This window comes from Paenibacillus woosongensis (genome assembly GCF_009725165.1).
Classification (GTDB): domain Bacteria; phylum Bacillota; class Bacilli; order Paenibacillales; family Paenibacillaceae; genus Fontibacillus; species Fontibacillus woosongensis.
In genome coordinates this window covers 432,761-455,424 of sequence record NZ_WNZW01000003.1, presented here as the reverse complement: position 1 = coordinate 455,424, position 22,664 = coordinate 432,761, and the positions used below count along the sequence as shown (strand labels likewise).

Below are 22,664 nucleotides of genomic sequence, written 5' to 3'. Positions count from 1 at the left end.
AAGTCCACTGTCAAGTGATTAATTCTTTGGACAGCTACAGCTAATCACTACTGAGCACGAATGCTTCTTTAATACTGAGTGGATAATTTTAGTGGATTTGTTCATGGGAAAATGGTACATTAATGTAGATTAATCAGCACAGGTGTTCGCTTTTTCGAATCGGAATATACGTTTAGGCATTATATTTGGGGAGGACGTCGGCATGGACAAGAATTCTGTGAATAGAACAAACATTATAGGCGCTGGCGAGGTTGGCAGCGCCATCTCGGTCGACATGAATAAGGCTTCTATACATAAGACAAACAGCATCTTTTGGGACACAAAGGGAAATGACATCTTAGGAGCAACCTCGCTTCCTCTATATGGAGCATTTGTCTCAGAAGAAAAGTGCCAGCTTTTTGGCGATGTCTCAGGGAAAAAGATGCTGGAGATCGGCTGTGGCAGAGGTCAATCCTTGCAATATCATGGGGAACGCAAAGCATCTGAACTATGGGGAATGGATATGTCAGAAAACCAAATCGATAAGACAAGGCAGCATTTGACGGCGTGCGGCCTTACAGCCCAATTGATCTGTTCTCCCATGGAAGTAGAATGCGGCATACCCGAGAATTATTTTGACTTTGTTTATTCGATTTATGCCATAGGCTGGACCACCGACCTTGAAGGTACTTTCGGCCGAATTGCTTCTTACCTAAAAAAAGACGGCGTATTTATTTTCAGTTGGTCCCACCCTATACACAAATGTGTAGCTGCAGAAAATAGTATGCTTATTTTTAAAAAAAGTTATTTCGATGAATCTTGGTATTCGGTTTCTCTTGAAGAAAGTACGCTAACCTTATCGGATCGTAAACTATCAACTTATGTGAATGCGCTCTCAAAAGCGGGGTTTGTCATTGAGCAACTAATTGAGGAGTCGGATGATGGAATTATGCAATTACGGGACAGCGATTTTGCCCAGAAAGCAAAGATGCTTCCTGTAACCTTTGTAATCAAGGCAAGAAAACTATAGTATCCGATAGTTTAATCATGACTAGCAAATTTCTAATACATCGCATTTTCAAATTCAATCCTTGAATCACATTTCAGCAATGGAACCGCATGTTGGCTGAGTTCGGTGCTTGTCAGTGCAGTAAATCACTTACTAAATGCTGTTTATGGTGTATATACAATTTATGGTACTTATACAATTTATGAATAATATGAAAAGGGGGCGAATAATTCAATGAGAAAACGTTTGTTCTTTATTAGTATGGTCACAATTATTGTATTAAGTGGATGTGTAAGCCAACAGTCAGAAAATAACAATGGGCTCATAAAAAGTGACGTTGATATTAAACAGTTAGTTAGTGATTATAGTAGTGGTAATATAGAGGACCAATCTGCCTCAATCAATTCCATGCAATTAATAGTTACAAACCAGGATAATACTCAGTTAACCTATGCCTTGCCGGAAGACGAGTTCTTTGTTTCTATTGCACCATACGTTGAACAAACACATCCTTGCGCAACCCATAGCCTGACTGGTTGCCGAGGAGAATTGGTAAATAAAGAGTTTGAGGTGTACATTGAAGATAGCGAAGGAAACGTTATCCGAGATGACAAATTAACGTCCAATTCCCATGGATTTATTGATTTATGGCTGCCGAGAAATAAAGAATATCGTATCTCAATTACCCAGAATGAGAAAACTGTAGAATCCAAGTTTTCAACGTTTGAAAGTGACGACACCTGCATTACAACCATGCAATTGACATAAAACTGAAAATCCTCTGCAAAATATAAAGGAGCAGTTGTGATTCTAAGTTAAATTGTCAATAAAGAAATGAAGGATCAGTGCTACCCCCACCCTCTTCTTTTTCAAGAGATTCACTCATGGATTGGTTGCAGAACTATTATAGAGTGGGCTTGATCGGGGAATGTATAATGTGGGGACACAAACACAAATAATAACCCTGATTAAGTACCATTTTTGAAAAGGAGATCTTTCATCATGCATTCAGGTTTCGAAAGTCCATTTTCACGAATTCACCTGTTGTATCATGCAAATATAAATGCAATTACACCGGAGGAGATCCAACCTGAAATCAACAGCCACGGCTATCATTTCAGTCCGCAGCAAGTTAAGCAAGAGCTGGATCATCTGACGAGCGAAGGTTATTTAATTAACAAAGGCTCCCAGTACGATATTACATTAAGAGGAAAAGATGAACTTCGAAGTGTTCAGCAACATCTTGAAGAATTGTATCAAGAAGTCGTAAGGAATAAATAATAAACAACTGCCTTATGCCACAAAAATCAACCTCCTATGCGTTTTGTAAACCGTAAGGGAGGTTGATTTTGTATCCATTAATTCTAATTTAATTGATCGTTGTCCTATCCACCTTCAATTGTTAAATAATAAAAAGGCCCAATAAATCAGGCTTTTTAGCTTATTAAATTGTATCCACTTTGTGTCTTTATGTTTTTAATAATCCGCGTGGCATCCTGGGAACACCAGTTGGTGTTCAGTCTACCCAAAGTTGCACACAACACGGGAGGTTCGTGGGGGATATTTTTACTACAATTATGTTCAATTGCTCTTATTGTCGTCAACCGTGAATATTTTACTAATTGACAAAGCGTCGTCATAGTTTTCGGCAGGAGCAGATATTTTAGTATTGGGCTCTACCCCGTGTTTTTCTGATAACGAAAAAGCCACTTTATCAAAATCGCCAGAAATGTAGACGGTTCCAAATAACTCCAATATAGGCTCGCCATTTTTAACTGTTGTATATACCATTGCACCCATGTGAGGATTTATGTGTTTATAGAAAACGATATCGATCAGATCATAGGTTTTGGTAAATTCATACTTGTCAAATATAATTTGTCCGCTAAATGAGGCATTTCGAAAAATTGGTCGAGATAAAATCCCTTTTATTTTGATTGTAGATTTCGCCACTGATGATTCATCATGATATTCGATTGCTGGATATTCGATATTTATTTTTTTTGGAAAGTTGTATGATACTAATAATATTCCTGTTATTAATAAAAAAGATAGTAATATTACTGAACAAGCTAATATTTTTTTATTGATAAGTAGCCCCCCCTATTATCCATGTTGTTAAAATATAAAATTAGTAATATAACTATATTCTTTTGGGTTTATTGAAAAACCTTTATTTATTCATATCGTAACGCGTACTAAAAATAGTGCGCGTCACGATATGTTTAATGCTATTAATAGATGTATACTGGCGTCATAGGACTCACTGGGACAATATTTTTAATGGTCTTATCTTCAATTCCGATTACTGGGATTTGATTAACGAAATCTGTAATTATTGGTCCTCCTGCGATATAATAATCAACGGCTTTATTGGCATTATCATAGCCAGGAGCTATAGCCGAGATGTTGCGGCTTCCTTGGACGACAGAAGGTTTAGCTACCTGCCCACCACTAGAGTTAGTATATGTGAAAGTAGGGAATTGCCAGCCAGCCACCACATCACATTTATTAGTTACAAATTTTAAGTATTGTTTATCGTCTGTTTCCCCTTTCAGTTTTACATAAAAGAATATAACAGTGGTGGTTTGTGACCAAGAATATATGACATTTGCTCCGTCAATTCATGTAGTTGGTTGTATATCACTGATAAATCCAGTAACTGCATCGTACACGGTGAGAACTGTACTGGCACCTGGAATTTCGCCTACACTACTAGTAGCGAGCATTTTAATAACATTAATCGAAGCAGCCTTCCATCTATATGTAGAACTTACAGAGGCACTACCACGACTCTTTAAATTAGAGTCTAGCGTATTCGGTTGTGCTATTAATCTTTGCACTTCATATGTCTTCCCATTTTTAATTATTTCACTCCGATACGTAAACCAACTTACGTTAGTTTGGTTTGGTACAGATACTTGTGGAGTAATTTTACCTGTCGCTTTAAATTTTGCATTAACCTCTCCCGATGATAGTGACTCTACACCAAGAGTTTGAAGTTGACTTTCTATTCTATTGATTCTTTGTAGATCAACTTCTTTCTCATTAAGCAATTTGGCTCTTTGATCAAACAAGTTTTGAATACTCAATTCTTTAGTATCTTCTTTGCTAGCAGACAAAGCTGATGTTGCTGTACTCATAACGAGAGTTAAAACCATAAAAAAACATAAGATTTTCCGTATCACTATCCATTATCTCCCATATTTGGTTATAAATAACACTTAATTGGATGATTTTATAGTATATGAAAGCAGGACTCGAAGTAAGGGGAAAGTTGTCGAACAAAAAAAATATTCTATTAGGATGGTATGTTGTATTTCCTACTCATAAATTTTGGGATTCATATGAAAGGCGAAGTATGCTTGCTTATAAATGATCGTAGATCGTTCTTATTCGAAAAAGAGATGGCTTCTTGCGATCGTTTGGTTAAAGTTAGATTGATTGGTGGCGCATAAACCACAAAAGAATAGCAAACAACTGTTGTAATAAAGAAAGAATTCTCCATTTGCTTTCCACTAATGTAGCCACATTTGTGTCAAAACCCTACATGTGGTCACTTTTGTGCATTTTTTAATGGCACAATTTTTTGCCACTTAAATAAAAAAGCCTGATAAATCAGGCATTTAGCTTTATTAAATATTTACATTAGACATTTAGGCTTTTGTGTGTAATGAATTTGGACATTCTGTGCCATGGAAACATGATACTTTCAACTCGGTACCAAGTACATAGCTATTTTCGCAAAATCTTCTCCATTGCTTTTCCCTTTGCAAGCTCATCAATCAGCTTATCCAAATAGCGAATTTCCTGCATCGTAGGCTCTTCGATGTCTTCCACTCGAACACCGCAGACCACGCCTTTGATTAAAGTACGGGAAGGATTTATTTGGGTAGCTTCCGCAAAAAATGTCTCAAAGTCTGTTTTTTTCTCCAGATGCGCTTCTAACTCTTCCTGGCTATACCCTGTCAACCAACGGATGATTTCATCGACTTCTGTTTTCGTACGGCCTTTTTTCTCCGCCTTTGTAACATAATGGGGATAGACGCTTGCGACACTTGTTGTATAAATCCGATGTTTGGTCATGATCGCCCTCGCTTATATGGTTTTGTTTATTTTTATTATAGTAAAAATAAAGTCGGGTTTAAACTTTAATGTAGTTATAGTTTCAGGTGGAGATGATAAGCCGTCCAATTCGATTACACTCTTCGGCAAACCAAATTTCCCCCTTTTCACCCATCGCTAAACCGTGGGGCTCTGCGTGTTTCGTAGGGATTGGATACTCTGTAACCATTCCCTGAACCGTAATTCGTCCGATCTTGTTACCGCCCCATTCCGTAAACCAGAGATCTTCATTTTCCCCGGAAATGATAGCATGGGGCCTGGCATTCGATGTCGGTATCATAAACTCCTCTACTTCGCCGGAAGTTGTCATTCTTCCGATTTTATTGCCCATAATTTGAACAAACCATAATGCCCCGTCAGGACCGCCCGTAATGCCTACAGGTCCGGAGTTCGGCGTTGGAATGGGAAATTCTGTGACATCACCTTCGGTGGTGATTCTACCGATCGAATTCCCTTGATTCTGTGTAAACCATAATGCTCCGTCTGATCCGGGAACAATAAATGAAGGAAATGTATCTGAGCTGGGCAATTCGAATTCGGTGATCTCTCCCGATGCGGTTAACCTCCCTATTCTTCCGCCATTCATTTCCGTAAACCAAATCGCACCTTCCCTATCTTCCGTGATGCCGAAAGGGGCTGAATTTGCGGAAGGAAGTTCATATTCTGTAAAATATCCACTTAACGACATCCTCCCGATCTTATTGGCTTGATACTCCGTAAACCACAAGTCGCCGGTTCGATCTGAAATAATCGACATCACGCCGGCATTTTCTGTCGGTAGGGAGAACGAAATGATCTCGCCTGCGCTGCTTATTCGCCCGATTCGATTGCCCCGTTGTTCCGTAAACCACATGGCTCCGTCTTTACCTCTCGTTATTCCGTAAGGCCCTGAGTCTTGCGTTCTGACTAAATATTCATGGATCATGCTCGTCATACATACTACCTCCCAAAAGAAATCATTTAAGGACGCTGCTTCATTTTTTTGAGCGTGTCTATATCTCCGCTTACGATGGCGTCAATATACGGATGAATGAGCTCGATATCGAAGTCCCACCATTTTATCTCCAAAAATTGTTGAATGACCTCTTGCGAAAACCGTTGTTTTATTTCCCTAGCTGGATTCCCACCGACAACGGTATAGGGTGCAACATCCTTCACGACCACAGCTTCCGCGCTAATAATAGATCCGTCGCCAATTCGCACCCCCGGCATAATCGTGGCGCGCCTGCCGATCCAGACATCGTTACCGACAACCGTGTCTCCTTTGATCGACAATTGATTTAGTGAAGGGGTGTGTTTTTCCCATCCATGCCCGAAAATATTAAACGGATAGGTAGATCCATCCATCCTGTGGTTGCCGCCATCCATAAGAAATCGGACTTCGGGGGCGATCGAGCAGAACTTCCCGATGATCAGCTTTGTCCCGATGATCTCATAATGGTACAGTACTTGATCTTCAAACGGTTCTCCGTTCAATGCATCGTAATAAGAATAGTCCCCTACTATAATGTTAGGCTTGGTAATGGTGTTCTTTATAAACTGTAAATTACGATTCCCCGGTATCGGATACTTTTCATTAGGATTTGGACCTAACATAAGCATGCACTCCTTCACGATTATTGTTATTCCTTGATCCGCCGAATTCCTTGCGCGATGCGCTCCCTCTCGTACTCTTTCAGCGAATATAATACAGGTGCCATAGGAATGTCGAACTTCAGATGCGAATGAGGGATTTCCGTCAATAAAGTTCCTATGGGATGTTGACTATTCTTACTGCGTAACACATTCCAAAAAATTCGGGATCTACGATCCTCGGTTCCCCATTTTTCAAGTGAGTTGCGAAATAGCAGACAGCTCCCGATCACGAAATCATTCTCTTTGAGCGCCTCATTTGCTTCGAACCCGGCGTCTACAAGGCTTTCAAATAGTGCAATCATTAACCGGTCCAAATAGCGGCCATAGGCAGCATCCCCGATTTCATGAAAAGCGATCGTTAGCTCACCTAGCATCGAATCGTATAATATCTTCCATACCGATTGGATATACTGATTACCTGCCTCGCAAATCTCCTCAATGTTCATGTCGTAACGGAATAATGGTTTTAGTGTCATGCTTACTCCTCCTTAATGTGGATTATCTCCATCATACGACATGTAAGCCAATTGGAAGGTTTAGAAAATATTTATGAAGGAATTCAATAAAAAAACCAGAATAACATTACAATGATTTTAATGTTGGCGCATATTTTCTTACTAAGGTGGGTTCGCATGGACTTTGGACCAAAAAAACTGGCAGAAAAATACGGTTTAAGCGCCAGTACCTTACGGAACTACGAAGCAAAGGGGTTAATGCCTCCTGCGGTCCGATCCGCAAATGGGTACCGTATGTATACGGAACGGCATGAGGCTTATCTGGCATGTATTCAAGCCATGGCTTCCGCATTCGGAATGGAAGTAACAAGCGAGGTGATGCATTGTCTTGGGCGACATGACTTGGACGACGCATTGTGGATCGTCAGGGATAAGGAGGTTATGCTCCATCGGGAAAAAGCAAGTCTAGATCAACTGGTACAGGAGTTGAAATCGTATTCTGAAGGCAGTCAAACCTACGACTTTAGCCGACACTTCAGCATCCACGAGGTTTCCAGATTGACGGGGGCTCCTAAGTCCGCAATCCGTTACTGGGAGAAAAGCGGCCTATTCACTGCTGAGCGAGATCCTGATAACAAATATCGTCTTTATAATGAAGCACATCTCTTTAAAATTAGGATGATTCAAGTACTCCAGAGCTCCGTTTATTCTGAGGAAACCGTGAACTTAAAAAAATCCATAGCTATCTTGGAACTAGAGAATATCGAGCATGCGATGAGAATTTCTGAAAGTATCCGTGCTCACTTGCATCAAACGATCAAGCTTCAGATGCGAGCACTCTATTTTCTTTACCGCTTAATTCAAACATTAGAATTCAAACAATAGGAATTGCGGAAACTACCGAGGCTCGTTCGGACAGTCTTACCGTAAAGCTAAAGTTGTGAATGGCACGAAGTTCGCAGCACCCAGATTACTGTGACACTGCACCCTTTCACTGGAGAATGCGCTTTTTTGCAATAGCTCCGGTATATTTTCACAACCGGCGAAGCTATTCCAAAATTCTAACGGTTGCCACGGCCGTTAATCCGTTGAAATTAGCTACCTCGATGTTCTAACGGTTGTAATCCACGTTATGTGAGCCGAATCGATCGCAAAATAGTTTAAAACGTTAGAGTAGCAACATATACAACCGTTAGATTCTCAGAAATTGAAAAACCTGCGGATTAGCGGTAATGGCAACCGTGTACACTAAGGGGGCCTTGTCCGCGTTGCTATTTTCCGCGCAATTCTCCCTCGAAGGTCATCGTCATAAACGAACTGCGGCCGCAGTAATGAGTATGTAGAAGAAGTAGATTTTCCTGAGCCAGATATAAAATTACATCCATACTACGTTAATTCAATCGAGCTTTCGTATAATATAATCGAAAAATCATCTACAATTCCCCTTCAAACGTTTGATGCTATGATTTCTATCTGAATAACCATGCACAATTACTCATATATAGAAAATAACAACGATTCTGTATGAATTTTCGAATATAAGTGTTAACTCAAAATTTGTATTGATGGTGTTCGTAGAGCAATCACTATTATCATTACCTATACTATTACGGGCTTACCATACAGAGGCCAGTGTGCAGGAACTAAAAAGTGCCTATGGAACTATGAAGTATCTATATCACTTAAAAGTGCGTACTTTTCTTTAACGCCTTAAGTATCACATAATATGATTTGCAGGTGACATCTAGGGTATGATTGCTTTTATGGTGGTAATACTACTGTAAGCGCAAATGCGTCCTTGTCCCGTCTGAGATGCCCAAAACATCTAATTTCAATTTTATCACCATCAGGAGGTCAATAATTTATGTTTGCTAAAAACTTACAAGATAAGACTACGTTGCATAATGGGGTCAAAATGCCCTGGTTTGGTATCGGGGTGTTTAAAGTAGAAGAAGGTCCTGAATTAGTCCATGCTGTAAAAACAGCCATTAAACACGGTTATCGCAGTGTAGATACAGCAGCGATTTATGAAAATGAAGAAGGGGTCGGACAAGGTATCCGCGAAGGGATGAAAGAGGCCGGCATTTCCAGAGAAGATCTATTTGTAACTTCAAAGGTCTGGAATACCGATTTAGGGTATGAGTCTGCAATAGCTGCTTATGAAACGAGCTTAAAAAAACTTGGATTAGAGTATCTGGATTTATACCTGATTCATTGGCCTGTAGAAGGTAAATATAAAGATGCATGGAGAGCATTAGAGACTCTTTACAAAGAAGGACGAGTAAAAGCTATCGGGGTAAGCAATTTTCAAATTCATCATCTCGAAGATTTAATGAAAGAGGCAGAAATCAAGCCGATGGTAAACCAGGTGGAGTACCACCCGCGTTTGACCCAAAAAGAACTGCAGTCTTTTTGCCAGGAACATGGGATTCAGCTGGAAGCCTGGTCTCCATTAATGCAGGGTCAATTGCTAGATCATCAGGTTCTGAAGGAAATTGCAGATAAGTATGGTAAGTCCATCGCGCAAGTCATTTTACGTTGGGACCTACAAAACGGTGTTGTAACCATTCCGAAATCTACAAAAGAACATCGAATTGTTGAAAATGCAACGGTATTTGATTTTGAGTTGACGGACGAAGATATGCAACGCATTGATGAACTGAATCAGAACTATCGAGTTGGTCCAGACCCGGACAATTTTGATTTTTAAAACACAATTTTCGGAGGGACAACATGCAATTAAATCTACATGGAAAAACGGCGCTGGTTACTGGTTCAACAGCAGGAATCGGAAAAGCAATCGCCATGTCATTAGTCGCTGAAGGCGCCACAGTGCTTATTAATGGACGCCGCGAAGAAAAAGTAAATCAGACGATACAGGAAATTCAAGCAAAGTATCCTGACGCTATCCTTCAGTCCGTTGTCGCTGATCTAGGAACAGAGCAAGGATGCCAAAAGGTTATTGGGCAGTACGCTGAAGTAGACATTCTTATTAACAACCTTGGCATATTTGAGCCTGTAGAATATTTTGATATCTCTGATGAAGATTGGTTCAAACTGTTTGAAGTCAACATTATGAGTGGTGTCCGGCTGACTCGCCATTACCTGAAACAAATGATTCGCAAAAAAGAAGGCAGAGTCATCTTTATCGCTAGCGAAGCAGCGATTATGCCATCTCAAGAAATGGCTCATTATAGCGCGACCAAAACGATGCAGCTCTCGCTCTCCCGCAGTTTGGCCGAGCTGACTACAGGAACAAATGTGACGGTCAATACGGTTATGCCTGGTTCCACTTTAACAGAAGGAGTGGAAACGATGTTAAATACTCTTTATCCCAATGAGAAATTGACAATAGGCGAAGCTGAACAACGATTTATGAAAGAGAACCGGCCAACCTCCATTATCCAAAGGCTTATTCGTCCTGAAGAAATTGCACATTTTGTTACCTTCTTGAGTAGTCCGCTCTCTTCGGCTATTAATGGCTCCGCGTTACGAATAGACGGAGGATTAGTACGTAGTGTGTTTTAATAAACAGTTTCAGCAGCTGCTCTATTCTGTGTAAGCGTACAAAACAGGTCCCCGCTAGAATCATAGGGGGACCTGTTCCTCATTACATATACTTTTAGAAGCAGGTATACCATAAAATAACGGACGAAGGAAAGCTTCCGAACGAATACGTCGGAAAGATGAAGCCCTGTGTAAAACCAAATGGATTGGTAGATGTGACAAACATAAGAAAAACGTTAAAGGTACGAGTGACAATTAGCGTCCAGCGGTTCTGACAGCCTGCAGCAAATGACACGGCGCCTTGAGTCGGCTGCTGGAATACAAAGTTCTGCGCTAGAGCGGGAGACTGCGATAGCTGCTGAAACGGACCCAGTAATTGAGGCGGTGGCGGCGTAATACCTGGAGGCAATCCCGCTCCAGGCCCTACCCCTGGTCCCGGAAAAAAAGGCGAAAATGGAGCGAACGCTCTATGGGTATTCATGGATCTCATCCTCCCTGTTCAGAATCGACATACATCGTTACGCTACAGTATGCATAGGCGTTAGCGCATGTTCTTAGAAACTGAACGGGATTTGCTCATATCTTCAGCCATTACAATATTTCGATATACCCTTCTGTTCCATGTACGCGAATACGCTGCCCGTCCTTGATCAGCTTGGTGGCATTTTCTACACCGACAACAGCTGGTAAGCCATACTCACGTGCAATAACTGCTCCATGCGTCATCAATCCGCCTACTTCGGTGACTAGGCCTTTGATGGATACGAATAATGGTGTCCAGCTAGGATCTGTAAAAGCGGTGACTAATATATCTCCCTCTTCTAAATCCGCATCCTCCATGTTTAAGATGACGCGTGCCCGTCCCTCGATTACCCCGGAAGAAACTGGCAGACCTGCAATAGCTTCGGCTGGGATATTTTCTCGTTTGTACTCCCCTGCAATGATTTCACCATCTGATGTGATCACCCGCGGCGGAGTCAGTTTTTCATAGAATCGGTATTCGCCTTTTCGTTTACTAATGATTTGGCCATCCAGTTTGCTGGTGCGTACAGCTTCGTGAAGTTCCTCAAAGCTTAGGTAGTATATATCTTCCTTGTCATGAATAACACCAGCTTGCACAAGTCGATCGGCCTCTTTCAGTAAAGCCTGTTTATAAACGAAGTAGCGATTCACCATGCCATATTTGGGATATTCCCTATATCCGCTAAATTTCCGGATGAGGTCGATCTTTTGTTTGGTTTCTTGGGCTTTTTGTTCGCCATCCGGCAGCTGTTTCAAGCGACCTAATAACTCTTGTTCCTTTTCCAGAGCTTCCTGCCGCCCCTGCTCAAATTTCCGCCGGCTTTCATAAGGCTCAAAGTTTTTGATGTTAGCAAGAATCAGCGGGACAAGCGTAATTGGTTTTTCGCTCCAACGGGTTCGGGTAATATCGATTTCTCCGGCACATCGCATACCGTATTTGTCTAGATAAGCATCGATCGCCTCTTTGGTTTCCTGGCCGCCTTCCAACTGAAGCAGTTCATCCCTTAAGTCATCCTTTTTGACGTATTGCAAATATTCAATGACTTCCGGATAAGGACGGATGGCATCTGCGACATCCAGTAACGCCAGACCCATTTCAGATGTAATATTGCCCGGTACAGATTGAGAAAGTGTGTCGGCTGCGTTTTTTTCACCCAACCACTTGCACATGTTTTCATTGATCCATGCTGAAGCATTCATAGCAGCCATAATTACAGCCGAGCTTTGCGGATCAAATAAAATCCTCTTTAATTCCTGAATATCCTTGAGGATAAAATCGAACAAATCCACTCCGGATTTCGTTTGGATTTGCCGTTTTAAAGCTTCGATCGAGGTTTGGCTCTGCTTAATCAAATCAGAAATAATGGACGGATCGGGTTCGTTTGGTGCTTGAGCACCCGCTGACGATGTACCGTTATTGCTTTGGCTGGGGATTGGTTCTTTATTAACTTCTGGTATCAGTTTGATAAAATCCCCCCGCTCTATAATAGTCACAAGCGCGTCTTTAATGAGCGGATCGGACTGGCCCAGCGTATTTAATATTGTATCTCTGCCGGTAAGCGAAGCCAGCAGAAGTGTCACATCTACAAACAACCTTCCGCCAGCTTTACGCATAGGTGCAGGCGTTGTTAGCAGATAAAAAGACAACCCCAATGGCTTTATGGGGTCAGTCATCATTTGCTGATGGCCAACAGATACATAGACGTGATTCCCTTGATCATTCGCTTCAGGGATCGGGAATAGCGTGGTGATGGGCCGGCTTTGGACAATGTGGAACGTATCATTAACCAAACACCATTCGATATCCTGCGGTTGGCCGAAATAAGCTTCAATCTGCCTCCCTATTCGTGCCAGCTTTAAAATTTGCGCTTCACTGAGGGTTTGCGCCGTTTGCAGATCAGGATCGATCTGCCGGGTCTCGGTTCCGCCATCTATTCGGCCATAGACTGCCACTGCTTTGGTTGCTATCTTCTTATCGAGGATTTCTTCTTCCCGTACTTTATAACCATCGGCGGACACCAAGCCCGAGACCAGCGCTTCTCCAAGTCCGAAACTGGCATCAATGGATAGCACCTTTCGGTTGGAAGTCATTGGATCAGCGGTAAATATAATCCCCGAAGCCTGCGGAAAAACCATCCTTTGAACGATGACGGACAAGTATATCTGACGGTGGTCAAATCCATTTTGTATGCGATAGATGACTGCGCGATCCGTAAACAGGGAAGCCCAGCATTTGCGGATATGCCGCAGAATGGCTTCTATGCCGATAATATTTAAGTATGTGTCTTGTTGACCCGCAAAAGAAGCATGCGGCAAATCTTCAGCAGTCGCGCTAGAACGTACGGCATAAGCATGCTCCTCGCCAAGGCGGGAGAGAGATTCTGTCACTGCTTCCACAACAACAGAAGGAATTTCTTCATCCATAACGGTTTGCCTGATCTTCCTGCTGATTTCAGCAATTTGGCCTCGATCTTCTGCATTTAGCATGGTTAGTTGATCCAATAAAGCATGATACGTAACGTTTTGTGCGATGGCTTTTTGATATCCCATGGTGGTGACACAAAATCCTTCGGGTACATGTATTCCATCCATTTTCGATAATATGCCTAAATTCAATCCTTTCCCGCCAACGAGCATAAGCTGATTCGTTTCGATTTCCTGAAATCCGAGTACCAAAGAACCCATTCAGCATCTCCCCTAACCATTGGATTGAGAAAAAAACATTTGACAACAGTTTACCGGCATGTTAAACTTAAAGTGTAAGATAAGATATTTATGCCCATTCATACGCAGACAGTGATGGTCTGATTATATCATCGTGTCTGTTCATATGCAATATTAAAGAACCTGGTGGAATATCCAGGTTCTTTTTTGACTTTCCATTTAAAATGACATCCATAGCCATGTTTGAGCCGAGTTACGGTATGAAACGATTGATTTTGCAATTGTGTATGAAACATCGCATAGATTTCAGGTGTAATGACGAGAATTGATCAATCTATATGAAAAACCTTATACAATTCACCATTTAGCGCTTATTTTGACAATTCTATACGAAAAATCAAACAGACTAAATTAAAAGCCAGGTTCCCGTCCACGTTAATGACAGGATACCCGGCTCTTAGTGCTTACTATACTTGAAGTTAATCTCTATATACTCTTAACATTGATTTCCCATTTTGTTGAAATTCATACGATACGATTCTTTCCTCAGCTGTCCAGCCTAAGTCATGAATAAACATGATGATCTCTTGTAGCTTCTCGTATCTGTTGCCAGATAAATCAGTTAACGGAAATATTCTGATTTCCTTTCTGGCGACCCGAGTCATCTCTTTAAGCGTCTTTTTATGGAAATTAAAATCCAGCCTGTCTGAATACATAAATAGGAAGTGGGCGGATAATATCATATCAAACTGACCGTTTTTAAACGGTAATTCAGGCAGATTAGCAGGTGAATATAACTCAGGAGAATGATTCATATGTCTTACACAATCATGTAATGCGGAGTTACGCTGTTTCTCTAATTCATCTATAGAATTAAAATAATCCCATTTATATTTTTCTTTCACCTTTGAAATGCCTTCAATTGCATGCTCTATGTCATCCAGCCCTTTTTGATACAATTGTTCCACGGAATGAAAATAAGCTATGTCTGCTGCAGTAACACGGTATCCTAATTGACTTGCAATAGCAGTAAAAGAACACGCCCCCGCTGGTGCATCTAAAATTGTATAATTCTTTAATTCTTCATCTGTTAAATCAAACATTCTGACATACTCTTCATAAGTCCTTCCGACGAAAATTACCCTGGACAATTCAAGTCCACTATTTTCTCTTCTCATCTCTGCTCAACCTCTTCTCTTCTCATCTTATTAATGCTTTGAACGGCTTCTCCCTAGGGTCACCTGTGGTTATTCCATAATTATACATCTATTAATCAAGGAAGAATAGCCCCTGCTCGGGATACATTGTTATCTATAATTCAGCATTAATTAACTCTCATTCGATGACACACCACCGCGAAGCAAGGCAACGTTTTCAGAAAATAAAAAAAGGCAACTGGTCATAGCCGATTGCCTCCATCTATTATCCTACTATTGGGCCAATTGTCCAATGCACTAACATAAGACCATAAGGTTAATACTCTCCTTTAATTACAAAAAACGAGCCCCGGATTGTCCCGGCTAGTTTAGACTTCTGCCTAGCAAACTTAAATTTCCCCTCTAGCTCCTTGGGGATTTCCATCCCCTCAGATAGCTTAAAACCAACGGCCCGCTTCTTAGGGTCATCGATCGTATACAGGACGTTAACCCCTAGACCATCCTCATAAAAAACGAAGGTCCAATTGATATTTTCTACTTGAAAACGCGATGTCTCTAATGGTTTGCTTGAAAACTCAATATCCCGTTCTTCTTTCAAAATCCGGTTCACATAATCCAGGGTCTCTTGGCTTTCGCTAGCTGGCACAACCGTAAATTCATGCTTGTACTTGTTCATAAAATAGCGGGCTTCATTAGCGCGCAAACCAGCAAGCGCCTCTGCTACCGGTGAGGTGTCTAAACCAACCGTGGATACATTTTTGAAATCAACGATATAGGACATTCCTATCTCTCCTCGCATCACTTCTATAAACCAACAGGATTATTTGAATTACTTCTTTTAATATCCAAATTGATTCACGATAACCAGACACCATTTGGTGTCTGGTTTAATTATATGACACCATTAGGTGTCGTGTCAATAGAGATTTGATATTCAGCAGGATAACGCCATTAATGTTAACGAGGAAGCACCCGCAACTGAACCTAAGGCTTTCAACAAGATGCTTCTTCGTTTCCCTTATCAGAATCACAGGGACTGAATACTCTTTATTCCATCCTTTTTAAAACTGTTCAGGAAACTGTTTGACAATCCCTTCTGTCAGGATATCCGCGAGATGAATCATATGGATCTCGTTTTTATCGGTTGCTGCAATATCCGCTTTCCAATCGCCTTTGAGACAGCTAACAACGATTTCCGTAATAAACTGAAGGTGTGTATACAGCATATCTTGCAGCGTTTTAAACTGCCAGTTCGGATTCGCCGCACTTAAAAATTTAGCGATATCGTCCGCGTTTCTATGCCAGTCCTTCTCTAACTTATTCACATCCGTCTGATTGCCGGCTTTGGCAGCCGCTACAATTTTCGCCGCAATCAGAATATGCTCCCGCAGCAGATCGGCCAGCTTGTTGCCGGCAGCCTCTCCATAGTATGGCTTGATCACATTGCCTATGTCCTGCTGATTTCGCAACAGCCGGTCCAATACGTCCTTCTGATCTGCACGATTAGATATGGCGCTGACAATATAGCTTCTTGTCCATATGGTATGGTCGATCCATACTTTCTGCATATCGACTTTCAGCTTCACCATTTTGGATCTTAGGCAAGACATATCTTTTCCCTCGCCCGCCTTCGCTTGCACAGATACTGCTGGGGTCATGCTAAAAACTAGCGCCAAGGCTAACAACGATGCCAGCAACCTTTTGTTTTTCACATTCATCTGCTCCTCTGTATATGTGGGATGAATCAAGCTGTATCACTGATATATTATGGTTGAAACAACTGGTTCTATACAGAATCCTGTGTGTTACAGACAACAAAGCGAAGGGCATGCCCTCAAACACCACTTGCCGCCCTTGCTTCCGCCATCCTGACGCTTACTCTATCATGATTCATTTCTATATCAAATTGCCCAGTTGATATTGTCAGTTCTTCCTAAGCAGACACAAAACCGGCTGCACGCCTTGCAGCCGGCTTATGTGGATTCTGTTCAAGCGGTTCCCTGATGTCCCAATAACTTTTCAAGCTTATCGACCCAACTGCCCCAGCCATACTTAGCGCCTTCGAGCCCTTGCGTGTTCGAAAACCCGGTTTGTTCGAGGTGAAGATTCACCTTACCGTCCCCAAGATCCTGCAGTGTCAAAGTGACCGTTTGTTTCTCTTGTCCCGTAACCCATTCATAGGACAATCGGTTTGGTTCGTCTACGATCAGCACTACGCCATCCACGATGCCATCCCACCATTCGGAGGGCTGATGACGAAACTGAAAGCGATATCCTACCTCGGCCTTAAAATCATTGTCCGCGATCCAATTCGCAAGCTTGTTTGAATCGGTTATGGCGGACCAAAGCCTCTCGATCGTTGCCGTAAACTGAAAATCCATAGATAATGATAAACTCACTCATCTTCCTCCTCTAACACTTGCTTCAAACGAAGCATATTTGTACTCCAGTACTTACTGTAGAAAGCTACCCAGTCTTGAACCTCTTTGAGTGGAAAAGCGTTCAGCCTGAATTTTGTTTCTCTACCAACTTTTCGGTCAAGTACCAGCCCGGCTTCCTTAAGGACCGTCAAATGTTTCGATACCGCTGTTCGGCCCATTTGAAAGTGTGCCTTTAATTCATGGAGCGGTAATTCGTCGGCTTCAGCCAACAATTGAAGCAATCTGCGCCTTGTTGGATCTGCAATTGCAGCAAACACATCCCGCAACTGGTTATTCTCGTTCACGACACCCTCTCCTAACTGTATCATCAAGGGACAGCCGCTAATTTTCACAAACAATACAAGCTGCTAATTAGACACCGTTTAGTGACGCTTTTATCATACGACACCATTTGGTGTCTTGTCAAACCCAAATGAGTTGCGGTAACTTCTCCGTTAATCAATGTATAATTCGATAAGCAGTTACCGATGAAGCTGATTGGTAAATTCGAAAATTTCATCTACAGCTTGACGGTATCCGCCTTGTTTCCGGAAGGATTCCCTTATATGCGCAACAGCCTCCAAAATAGTGGGGCTAAGTACATCATCTACCGCTTCACGCAGTTGATTTGCCGTCAAGCTCTGCATCTGCAATTGAATGCCTGCTCTAACATTGGCGACCTGGTTCGCGATAACCGGCTGATCTGCGCTTTGCGGAATCACAATTAGCGGTACACCGTAATAAAGGCCTTCATGCGTGCTATTCATTCCCCCATGTGTCATAAATAGTTTAGCGTGCTGCAGCACATCGGTTTGTGGAACATAATTCCTGACGATAAAGTTTTCAGGAATTTCCCCTAAATCAGATACTGGGGTTTTACTCCCTATCGACATGACAACCGTGTGCTCCGTGTTCCCTAACGCCTCAAAACAAAGCTTATAGAATGGGGTGGCCCGGTTAAAGACCGTACCCAAAGAAATATAAATGGGGTTTTTCCCTTGGACTGCAGTAAAGTCGAAGTTTTCTTCTTGCGTGAAACGTGAAGAGATGGATGGGCCGACAAATTTATAAGTTTGGTCGAATGCTTCTCCGCCGGGTTGAAACTCCTTGGTTGTATAAACAATTGTTAGCGGTGCAGGATTACAAAACACCTCGTAAGGAGAAGAAATCTCCACCTCATATTTTTCCTTGATCATTTCCGTCAGGCTTTGAAATTTATCGTTTATAGGCTGTACTATTTCTGCAGGGACATGCTTGAAGAATGGCTCCAGCATATGATCGAAAGATTCTTTAGTCTGTGCAAAAGAAGTGCAAGAATTGATGGCAGGAAGTTCAAGTATTTGGGCCAGCATACGTCCGCAGCCAAACATGGAATCATGGATAATGTAATCATAGTGCTCTCCCTTGATCTGCTCCAGAACGCTTGGTATGACGATGTCTGCCGTAAGTAAAAGACCGTTGATTCTTTCGAGCAAATAATTTCTTCCACCCGAGATAAAGGCTTTAATAAATTTCTGCTCGTCGAATGTTCGTACCGAAGCGCCGGTCTTCTCCACACGTTCCCGGAAAGCTTCAATACAAAAATACACTACCTCCTCGCCGCGCGAAACAAGTTCCTCTACAACACCAATCGTTGGATTGATATGTCCCTCTGACCCGCCGTTAATAAACAAAACACGCGCCATGCTCGACCTCCTTAGGTATTCAGTGCTCTAAATGAATGATAAAAGACTGCCGGTTGCTATGGCAGTCTTTCCCTTACATGAAGCATACTCTCGTACTAATCGTTGGACAACTCCTTGAACGATTTGATTTTACCATGAGGACGGCGATCCTGCTTTCGCGACTTCCAGGCAGCTTCTTTCCTTCTCTTCTGGTGAGCCATAATCCATATCCTCCTCTGGAAAATGAGATGTATACTACTTCCTTATGTTGTCATACCAGGGACCTGCTCATGCATGAAGCAGCTTTTTTTGCATAGAAGCCTCTTCTACATGCAGTTCACCGGCCCCTACCGGAACTGGTGTGTACATGAAAAGTAACCTTCGTCCCTGCACCTAACGTACTTTGAATATGCAGCCCTGTTCCGAAGTGGCGTCTTAAACGCTGATCCGTATTGATCAATCCAACTCCTGATTTGCGGTCCGCATTTCTTTCTAGTATTTGTTGCAATTGGACTTCGTCCATTCCGATTCCATCATCCTCCACAGTGATCTCTGCATGCTCATGATAGACGAAAATCCGAATTAAGATCTTCCCGCCGCGAGCACGCTTCATAATCCCATGGATGATCGCATTTTCAACTAGGGGCTGGATCGATAGAAACGGAACCTTCAACTCCTCATAGTCATTGGTCTCCCAAACCACCTCTAGCCTGTCATCAAACCGGACCTTTTCAATATACAGGTAGGAACGTACTAGACTGAGCTCCTCTTCGATCGGGACAAGCCCATTCATATTTTGAAAACTGAATTTATGCCTCAAAAAATGGCTGAACTCTTCAAGCAAAGCACGCATCTTGTCCAAATTAACATCACTTAAAGCGGCTATAGCATTTAACGCATTAAATAGAAAATGAGGCTGAATTTGCGCTTGCAGCCAGGAAGCCTCTAACCGCAATTGCTCCTTAACGACTTGCTTTATCGTAGCCAGCGCCTCTATACGTGATCTGAGCTCCATGGGTTCTACCGGCTTTGCCACATAATCATTAGCTCCTGCTATAAAACCGCTTTGAATGTCTTTGGGCTGGCTTCTTGCCGTTAGCAGCAGCACAGGAAGTTCTGTAAGTGTGAAGCGCTCGCGGATTATTCGCGTTAGCTCATAACCCGACATCTGGGGCATCATAATATCAGAGATGACCAGGTCCCACTCCCTAGTATCCAGCATAACCAGTGCTTCTTTACCGCTGGTTACCATCACTGATTCATATTCATCCTGGGGCAGTATCGCTTCAAGCACTTGAAGGTTGACCGGATCATCATCCACAATAAGTATGATTGGCCGATTATGATTGATTTCTAGAAAAGCTGATTGCTGCGCAGCAGGCGGCAAATCCGTTTCGTCCAGAGCGGCCGAAACTTCCTGTACCGGGGTATATGGTAATGCCGGCTGCTCGAAGGATTGAGGTGTTGTGTCCTTTTCCTCTAAATGCAAACTTGCCAGTTCTAATGAAAATGTAAATATTGAGCCTTCTCCTAGAACGGAAGACACATCCAGCGCGCCACCATGCAGCTCCACCAGCTGTTTGCTTATACTTAAGCCTAATCCAAAGCCGCCTTCGATCAACGTCTCGTTCGTTCCCGCCTGCTCATACGGACGGAATAGGCGCTTCATCATCTCCTCATCCATTCCGATCCCGGTATCGGTAATAGCAATATAAGCTCTCCCGTCCCTGGCATAAGCTTGAATTGTAATTGCTCCTTCATTCGTATATTTCACAGCATTATGAAGTAAATTGAAGACGACTTGAATGATCCGGTTCTCATCTGCAATGACGGGCGGAAAATCATCAGGAATTTGATTTGCGATTTTTACGGATTTTACTTCCACGTTAAATTGCAGCATATCCAGAACTCCGGTCACGATCGGCTGAATGCGTATCGTTTTTTTCTGAAGACGCGGATGGCCATCCCGCAAACTCATCACGTCAATCAAATCGTTTAATATCAAGGTCAGCCGGCGCCCTACAGATAAAATCGTTTCAAGCTCTTTAATACTCCTTTCCTGCATGAGATGCCGTTCCCTTTTTAGGACCGATTGCGACATGTTAAGCATGCTATGTAACGGATTTTTAAATTCATGTGAAGTATTGGCGAGAAATTGATCCTTATGGTCATTCATTCTTTGCAAGGTTGCGGCGAGCTCCTTTGTGTTCGCATGCATGATAAAATAATCCTTAAACCATACAGAGGCCAAGCAACCCATCGACAGTATCAGGTCAAACGGATAGTAGACAAGGCTCAAGCCGCTTTCCCGCCAAATCAACAACCAAACAAAATGATGCACCAGTACAATAATGGATAAAAGCAGCAGCACACTGCCCTTCTTATCTTTGATGGCTTTATTAAAGATGGCAATCATCGTGATCCCGGCAGCAATGCCGCCTAATAGATAATATACCGGGAAGAGCATAATCACCTGATGCGGGTTTAAAAACAGCGTGATTCCAGCAGTTCCGATACTTATAACCTTGTATCCAGGGTACATCCTTCTCCAGTAAGGGAGTTCGCGATGACCCGTACACTCCAGCAAAGCATAGGTTCCAATAACTAGAGCAACATTAGATAACCGGAAATCCCAATCACTGCCTATGTAAAATAATTGGTGGAACAGCTTCTCATCATTGCTTAATACACTAGTAAGTGTTATGGATAACGTCACCAAAGAAAAATAAAGCAGCCTCTTCTCCTTATTTCCCAGCACAAACAAAATCAGCGCATAGACAGAATGCATTAGAAATATAACAGCCGCCAGAAGCTGCATAGAAATGGAGACTTTCATCTCCTTTATGATTGTTTCTTCTGAACCAAATTTGACGGATCGGACAATGCCGCTGCCCCGGCTGTCTACATAATTGGCCGCCTGAATTACCAAATCGATTACGCCGTTTTCGTCTGCCGTAAAAGTTGTGGAATAAGGCAGGTTTTTGGCAATATAGCCATCCTTCGTCTCCGACACCTGCCCGGATTGAGCAATCAAACGGCCATTGATGTATAATTCTGATGACGTACGCACGCTAGGCACGCGAATGCTATAATTCATATCCTCTTCCGGATTTACATAAAGACGCAATCGATATGATGCATATCCATATGCGGTTGGCCTGTCAGCATCTAGAGCTTCATTCCAGCCTCCCGGAACCTGAATAAACCCAGGTTTGATTTCACTTATTCCTTGGAGCGGCCTGCCATCCATCAACCACTGATAGGGATAAAACTCCCATTCTCCATCCAGTAAAAGAACTTCACCCTCTTTTGCATCCCAATCACGCAAATCCAATTGCCCCTGCTGAATGGACACCTGTTTTTGATCAGAGAAAAAATCCATCCAAAAAAATCGCAGGCCGGATAAAATAACGAGCAATAATCCTATGAATATCATAATATGGCTTTTTTTCATTGGCGACTTTGCCAAAACATTGATCAAGAAACTTTCCTCTCCTTTGCTGCTCATGCGAGTGCTACGAAATAGC

Annotated in this window: 23 protein-coding genes; 6 read left to right on the top strand and 17 right to left on the bottom strand. The window is 42.3% G+C overall.

The features are described from left to right. Positions 1–202 precede the first annotated feature (202 nt). The 3 genes from GNP95_RS12995 to GNP95_RS12985 all read left to right on the top strand — a co-directional run bounded on the left by GNP95_RS12995 (position 203) and on the right by GNP95_RS12985 (position 2,269). Positions 203–1,009 carry a class I SAM-dependent methyltransferase gene (locus GNP95_RS12995; protein WP_155611272.1) on the top strand — a complete coding sequence of 269 codons (807 nt, stop codon included), beginning with the start codon at positions 203–205 and terminating at the stop codon, positions 1,007–1,009. Positions 1,010–1,222: 213 nt separating this feature from the next. Next, on the top strand, positions 1,223–1,756 hold the full coding sequence (locus GNP95_RS12990; protein ID WP_155611271.1) for a CueP family metal-binding protein: 534 nt from the start codon (positions 1,223–1,225) through the stop codon (positions 1,754–1,756). Positions 1,757–1,990: 234 nt separating this feature from the next. Continuing rightward, positions 1,991–2,269, top strand: coding sequence for a hypothetical protein (locus tag GNP95_RS12985; protein ID WP_155611270.1), 279 nt, complete (start codon positions 1,991–1,993; stop codon positions 2,267–2,269). A gap of 300 nt (positions 2,270–2,569) precedes the next feature. Here the strand turns inward: GNP95_RS12985 and GNP95_RS12980 are convergent, their stop codons facing one another. The 7 genes from GNP95_RS12980 to GNP95_RS12950 all read right to left on the bottom strand — a co-directional run bounded on the left by GNP95_RS12980 (position 2,570) and on the right by GNP95_RS12950 (position 7,224). Next, positions 2,570–2,941: a hypothetical protein gene (locus tag GNP95_RS12980; protein ID WP_155611269.1), complete on the bottom strand. Its 372-nt coding sequence runs from the start codon at positions 2,939–2,941 to the stop codon at positions 2,570–2,572. A gap of 281 nt (positions 2,942–3,222) precedes the next feature. Further along, positions 3,223–3,486: a hypothetical protein gene (locus tag GNP95_RS26200; RefSeq protein ID WP_155611268.1), complete on the bottom strand. Its 264-nt coding sequence runs from the start codon at positions 3,484–3,486 to the stop codon at positions 3,223–3,225. Positions 3,487–3,612: 126 nt separating this feature from the next. Then, a complete protein-coding gene (locus GNP95_RS12970) occupies positions 3,613–4,131 on the bottom strand; it encodes a hypothetical protein (RefSeq protein ID WP_230873792.1) in 519 nt (172 codons plus the stop codon). A gap of 592 nt (positions 4,132–4,723) precedes the next feature. Beyond that, complete coding sequence (locus GNP95_RS12965) at positions 4,724–5,074, bottom strand: DUF2200 domain-containing protein (protein WP_155611266.1); 351 nt, start codon at positions 5,072–5,074, stop codon at positions 4,724–4,726. A gap of 82 nt (positions 5,075–5,156) precedes the next feature. After that, positions 5,157–6,047, bottom strand: coding sequence for a Vgb family protein (locus tag GNP95_RS12960; protein WP_155611265.1), 891 nt, complete (start codon positions 6,045–6,047; stop codon positions 5,157–5,159). A gap of 26 nt (positions 6,048–6,073) precedes the next feature. Continuing rightward, positions 6,074–6,715, bottom strand: a complete 642-nt coding sequence (gene vat(I) / locus GNP95_RS12955; RefSeq protein WP_413773745.1) for a streptogramin A O-acetyltransferase Vat(I) — start codon at positions 6,713–6,715, stop codon at positions 6,074–6,076. Between the two features lie 20 nt (positions 6,716–6,735). Further along, positions 6,736–7,224 (bottom strand): DUF6022 family protein, encoded by a 489-nt coding sequence (locus tag GNP95_RS12950; protein ID WP_155611263.1) that lies wholly within the window; start codon positions 7,222–7,224, stop codon positions 6,736–6,738. A gap of 156 nt (positions 7,225–7,380) precedes the next feature. On the opposite strand from GNP95_RS12950, the gene GNP95_RS12945 reads away from it, so the two are divergent. The 3 genes from GNP95_RS12945 (at position 7,381) to GNP95_RS12935 (ending at position 10,731) form a co-directional block, all read left to right on the top strand. Beyond that, positions 7,381–8,088 (top strand): MerR family transcriptional regulator, encoded by a 708-nt coding sequence (locus GNP95_RS12945; RefSeq protein WP_155611262.1) that lies wholly within the window; start codon positions 7,381–7,383, stop codon positions 8,086–8,088. A gap of 979 nt (positions 8,089–9,067) precedes the next feature. Further along, a complete protein-coding gene (locus tag GNP95_RS12940) occupies positions 9,068–9,913 on the top strand; it encodes an aldo/keto reductase (RefSeq protein ID WP_155611261.1) in 846 nt (281 codons plus the stop codon). A 23-nt stretch (positions 9,914–9,936) separates the two neighbouring features. Next, positions 9,937–10,731, top strand: a complete 795-nt coding sequence (locus GNP95_RS12935; protein WP_155611260.1) for an SDR family NAD(P)-dependent oxidoreductase — start codon at positions 9,937–9,939, stop codon at positions 10,729–10,731. 94 nt (positions 10,732–10,825) lie between these two features. Here the strand turns inward: GNP95_RS12935 and GNP95_RS12930 are convergent, their stop codons facing one another. The 10 genes from GNP95_RS12930 to GNP95_RS12890 form a co-directional block, all read right to left on the bottom strand. Next, positions 10,826–11,191 carry a hypothetical protein gene (locus tag GNP95_RS12930; RefSeq protein ID WP_155611259.1) on the bottom strand — a complete coding sequence of 122 codons (366 nt, stop codon included), beginning with the start codon at positions 11,189–11,191 and terminating at the stop codon, positions 10,826–10,828. A gap of 110 nt (positions 11,192–11,301) precedes the next feature. After that, complete coding sequence (gene ppsA, locus GNP95_RS12925) at positions 11,302–13,917, bottom strand: phosphoenolpyruvate synthase (protein ID WP_155611258.1); 2,616 nt, start codon at positions 13,915–13,917, stop codon at positions 11,302–11,304. Positions 13,918–14,375: 458 nt separating this feature from the next. Continuing rightward, on the bottom strand, positions 14,376–15,074 hold the full coding sequence (locus tag GNP95_RS12920; RefSeq protein ID WP_155611257.1) for a class I SAM-dependent methyltransferase: 699 nt from the start codon (positions 15,072–15,074) through the stop codon (positions 14,376–14,378). Positions 15,075–15,369: 295 nt separating this feature from the next. Next, positions 15,370–15,834, bottom strand: coding sequence for a phage tail protein (locus GNP95_RS12915; protein ID WP_155611256.1), 465 nt, complete (start codon positions 15,832–15,834; stop codon positions 15,370–15,372). 280 nt (positions 15,835–16,114) lie between these two features. Continuing rightward, positions 16,115–16,765: a glycosyltransferase gene (locus tag GNP95_RS12910; protein WP_330163394.1), complete on the bottom strand. Its 651-nt coding sequence runs from the start codon at positions 16,763–16,765 to the stop codon at positions 16,115–16,117. Positions 16,766–17,041: 276 nt separating this feature from the next. After that, positions 17,042–17,452 (bottom strand): SRPBCC family protein, encoded by a 411-nt coding sequence (locus GNP95_RS12905; protein ID WP_330163393.1) that lies wholly within the window; start codon positions 17,450–17,452, stop codon positions 17,042–17,044. Next, a complete protein-coding gene (locus GNP95_RS12900; protein ID WP_330163392.1) occupies positions 17,449–17,778 on the bottom strand; it encodes an ArsR/SmtB family transcription factor in 330 nt (109 codons plus the stop codon). The genes GNP95_RS12905 and GNP95_RS12900 overlap by 4 nt, the downstream gene beginning before the upstream one ends. A 177-nt stretch (positions 17,779–17,955) precedes the next feature. Further along, on the bottom strand, positions 17,956–19,158 hold the full coding sequence (locus GNP95_RS12895) for a macrolide family glycosyltransferase (RefSeq protein WP_155611254.1): 1,203 nt from the start codon (positions 19,156–19,158) through the stop codon (positions 17,956–17,958). A 95-nt stretch (positions 19,159–19,253) separates the two neighbouring features. Next, positions 19,254–19,358 (bottom strand): DUF6254 family protein, encoded by a 105-nt coding sequence (locus tag GNP95_RS26195; RefSeq protein ID WP_230873791.1) that lies wholly within the window; start codon positions 19,356–19,358, stop codon positions 19,254–19,256. Positions 19,359–19,474: 116 nt separating this feature from the next. Further along, positions 19,475–22,591 (bottom strand): hybrid sensor histidine kinase/response regulator, encoded by a 3,117-nt coding sequence (locus GNP95_RS12890; protein ID WP_196427168.1) that lies wholly within the window; start codon positions 22,589–22,591, stop codon positions 19,475–19,477. Between the last annotated feature and the right edge of the window lie 73 nt (positions 22,592–22,664).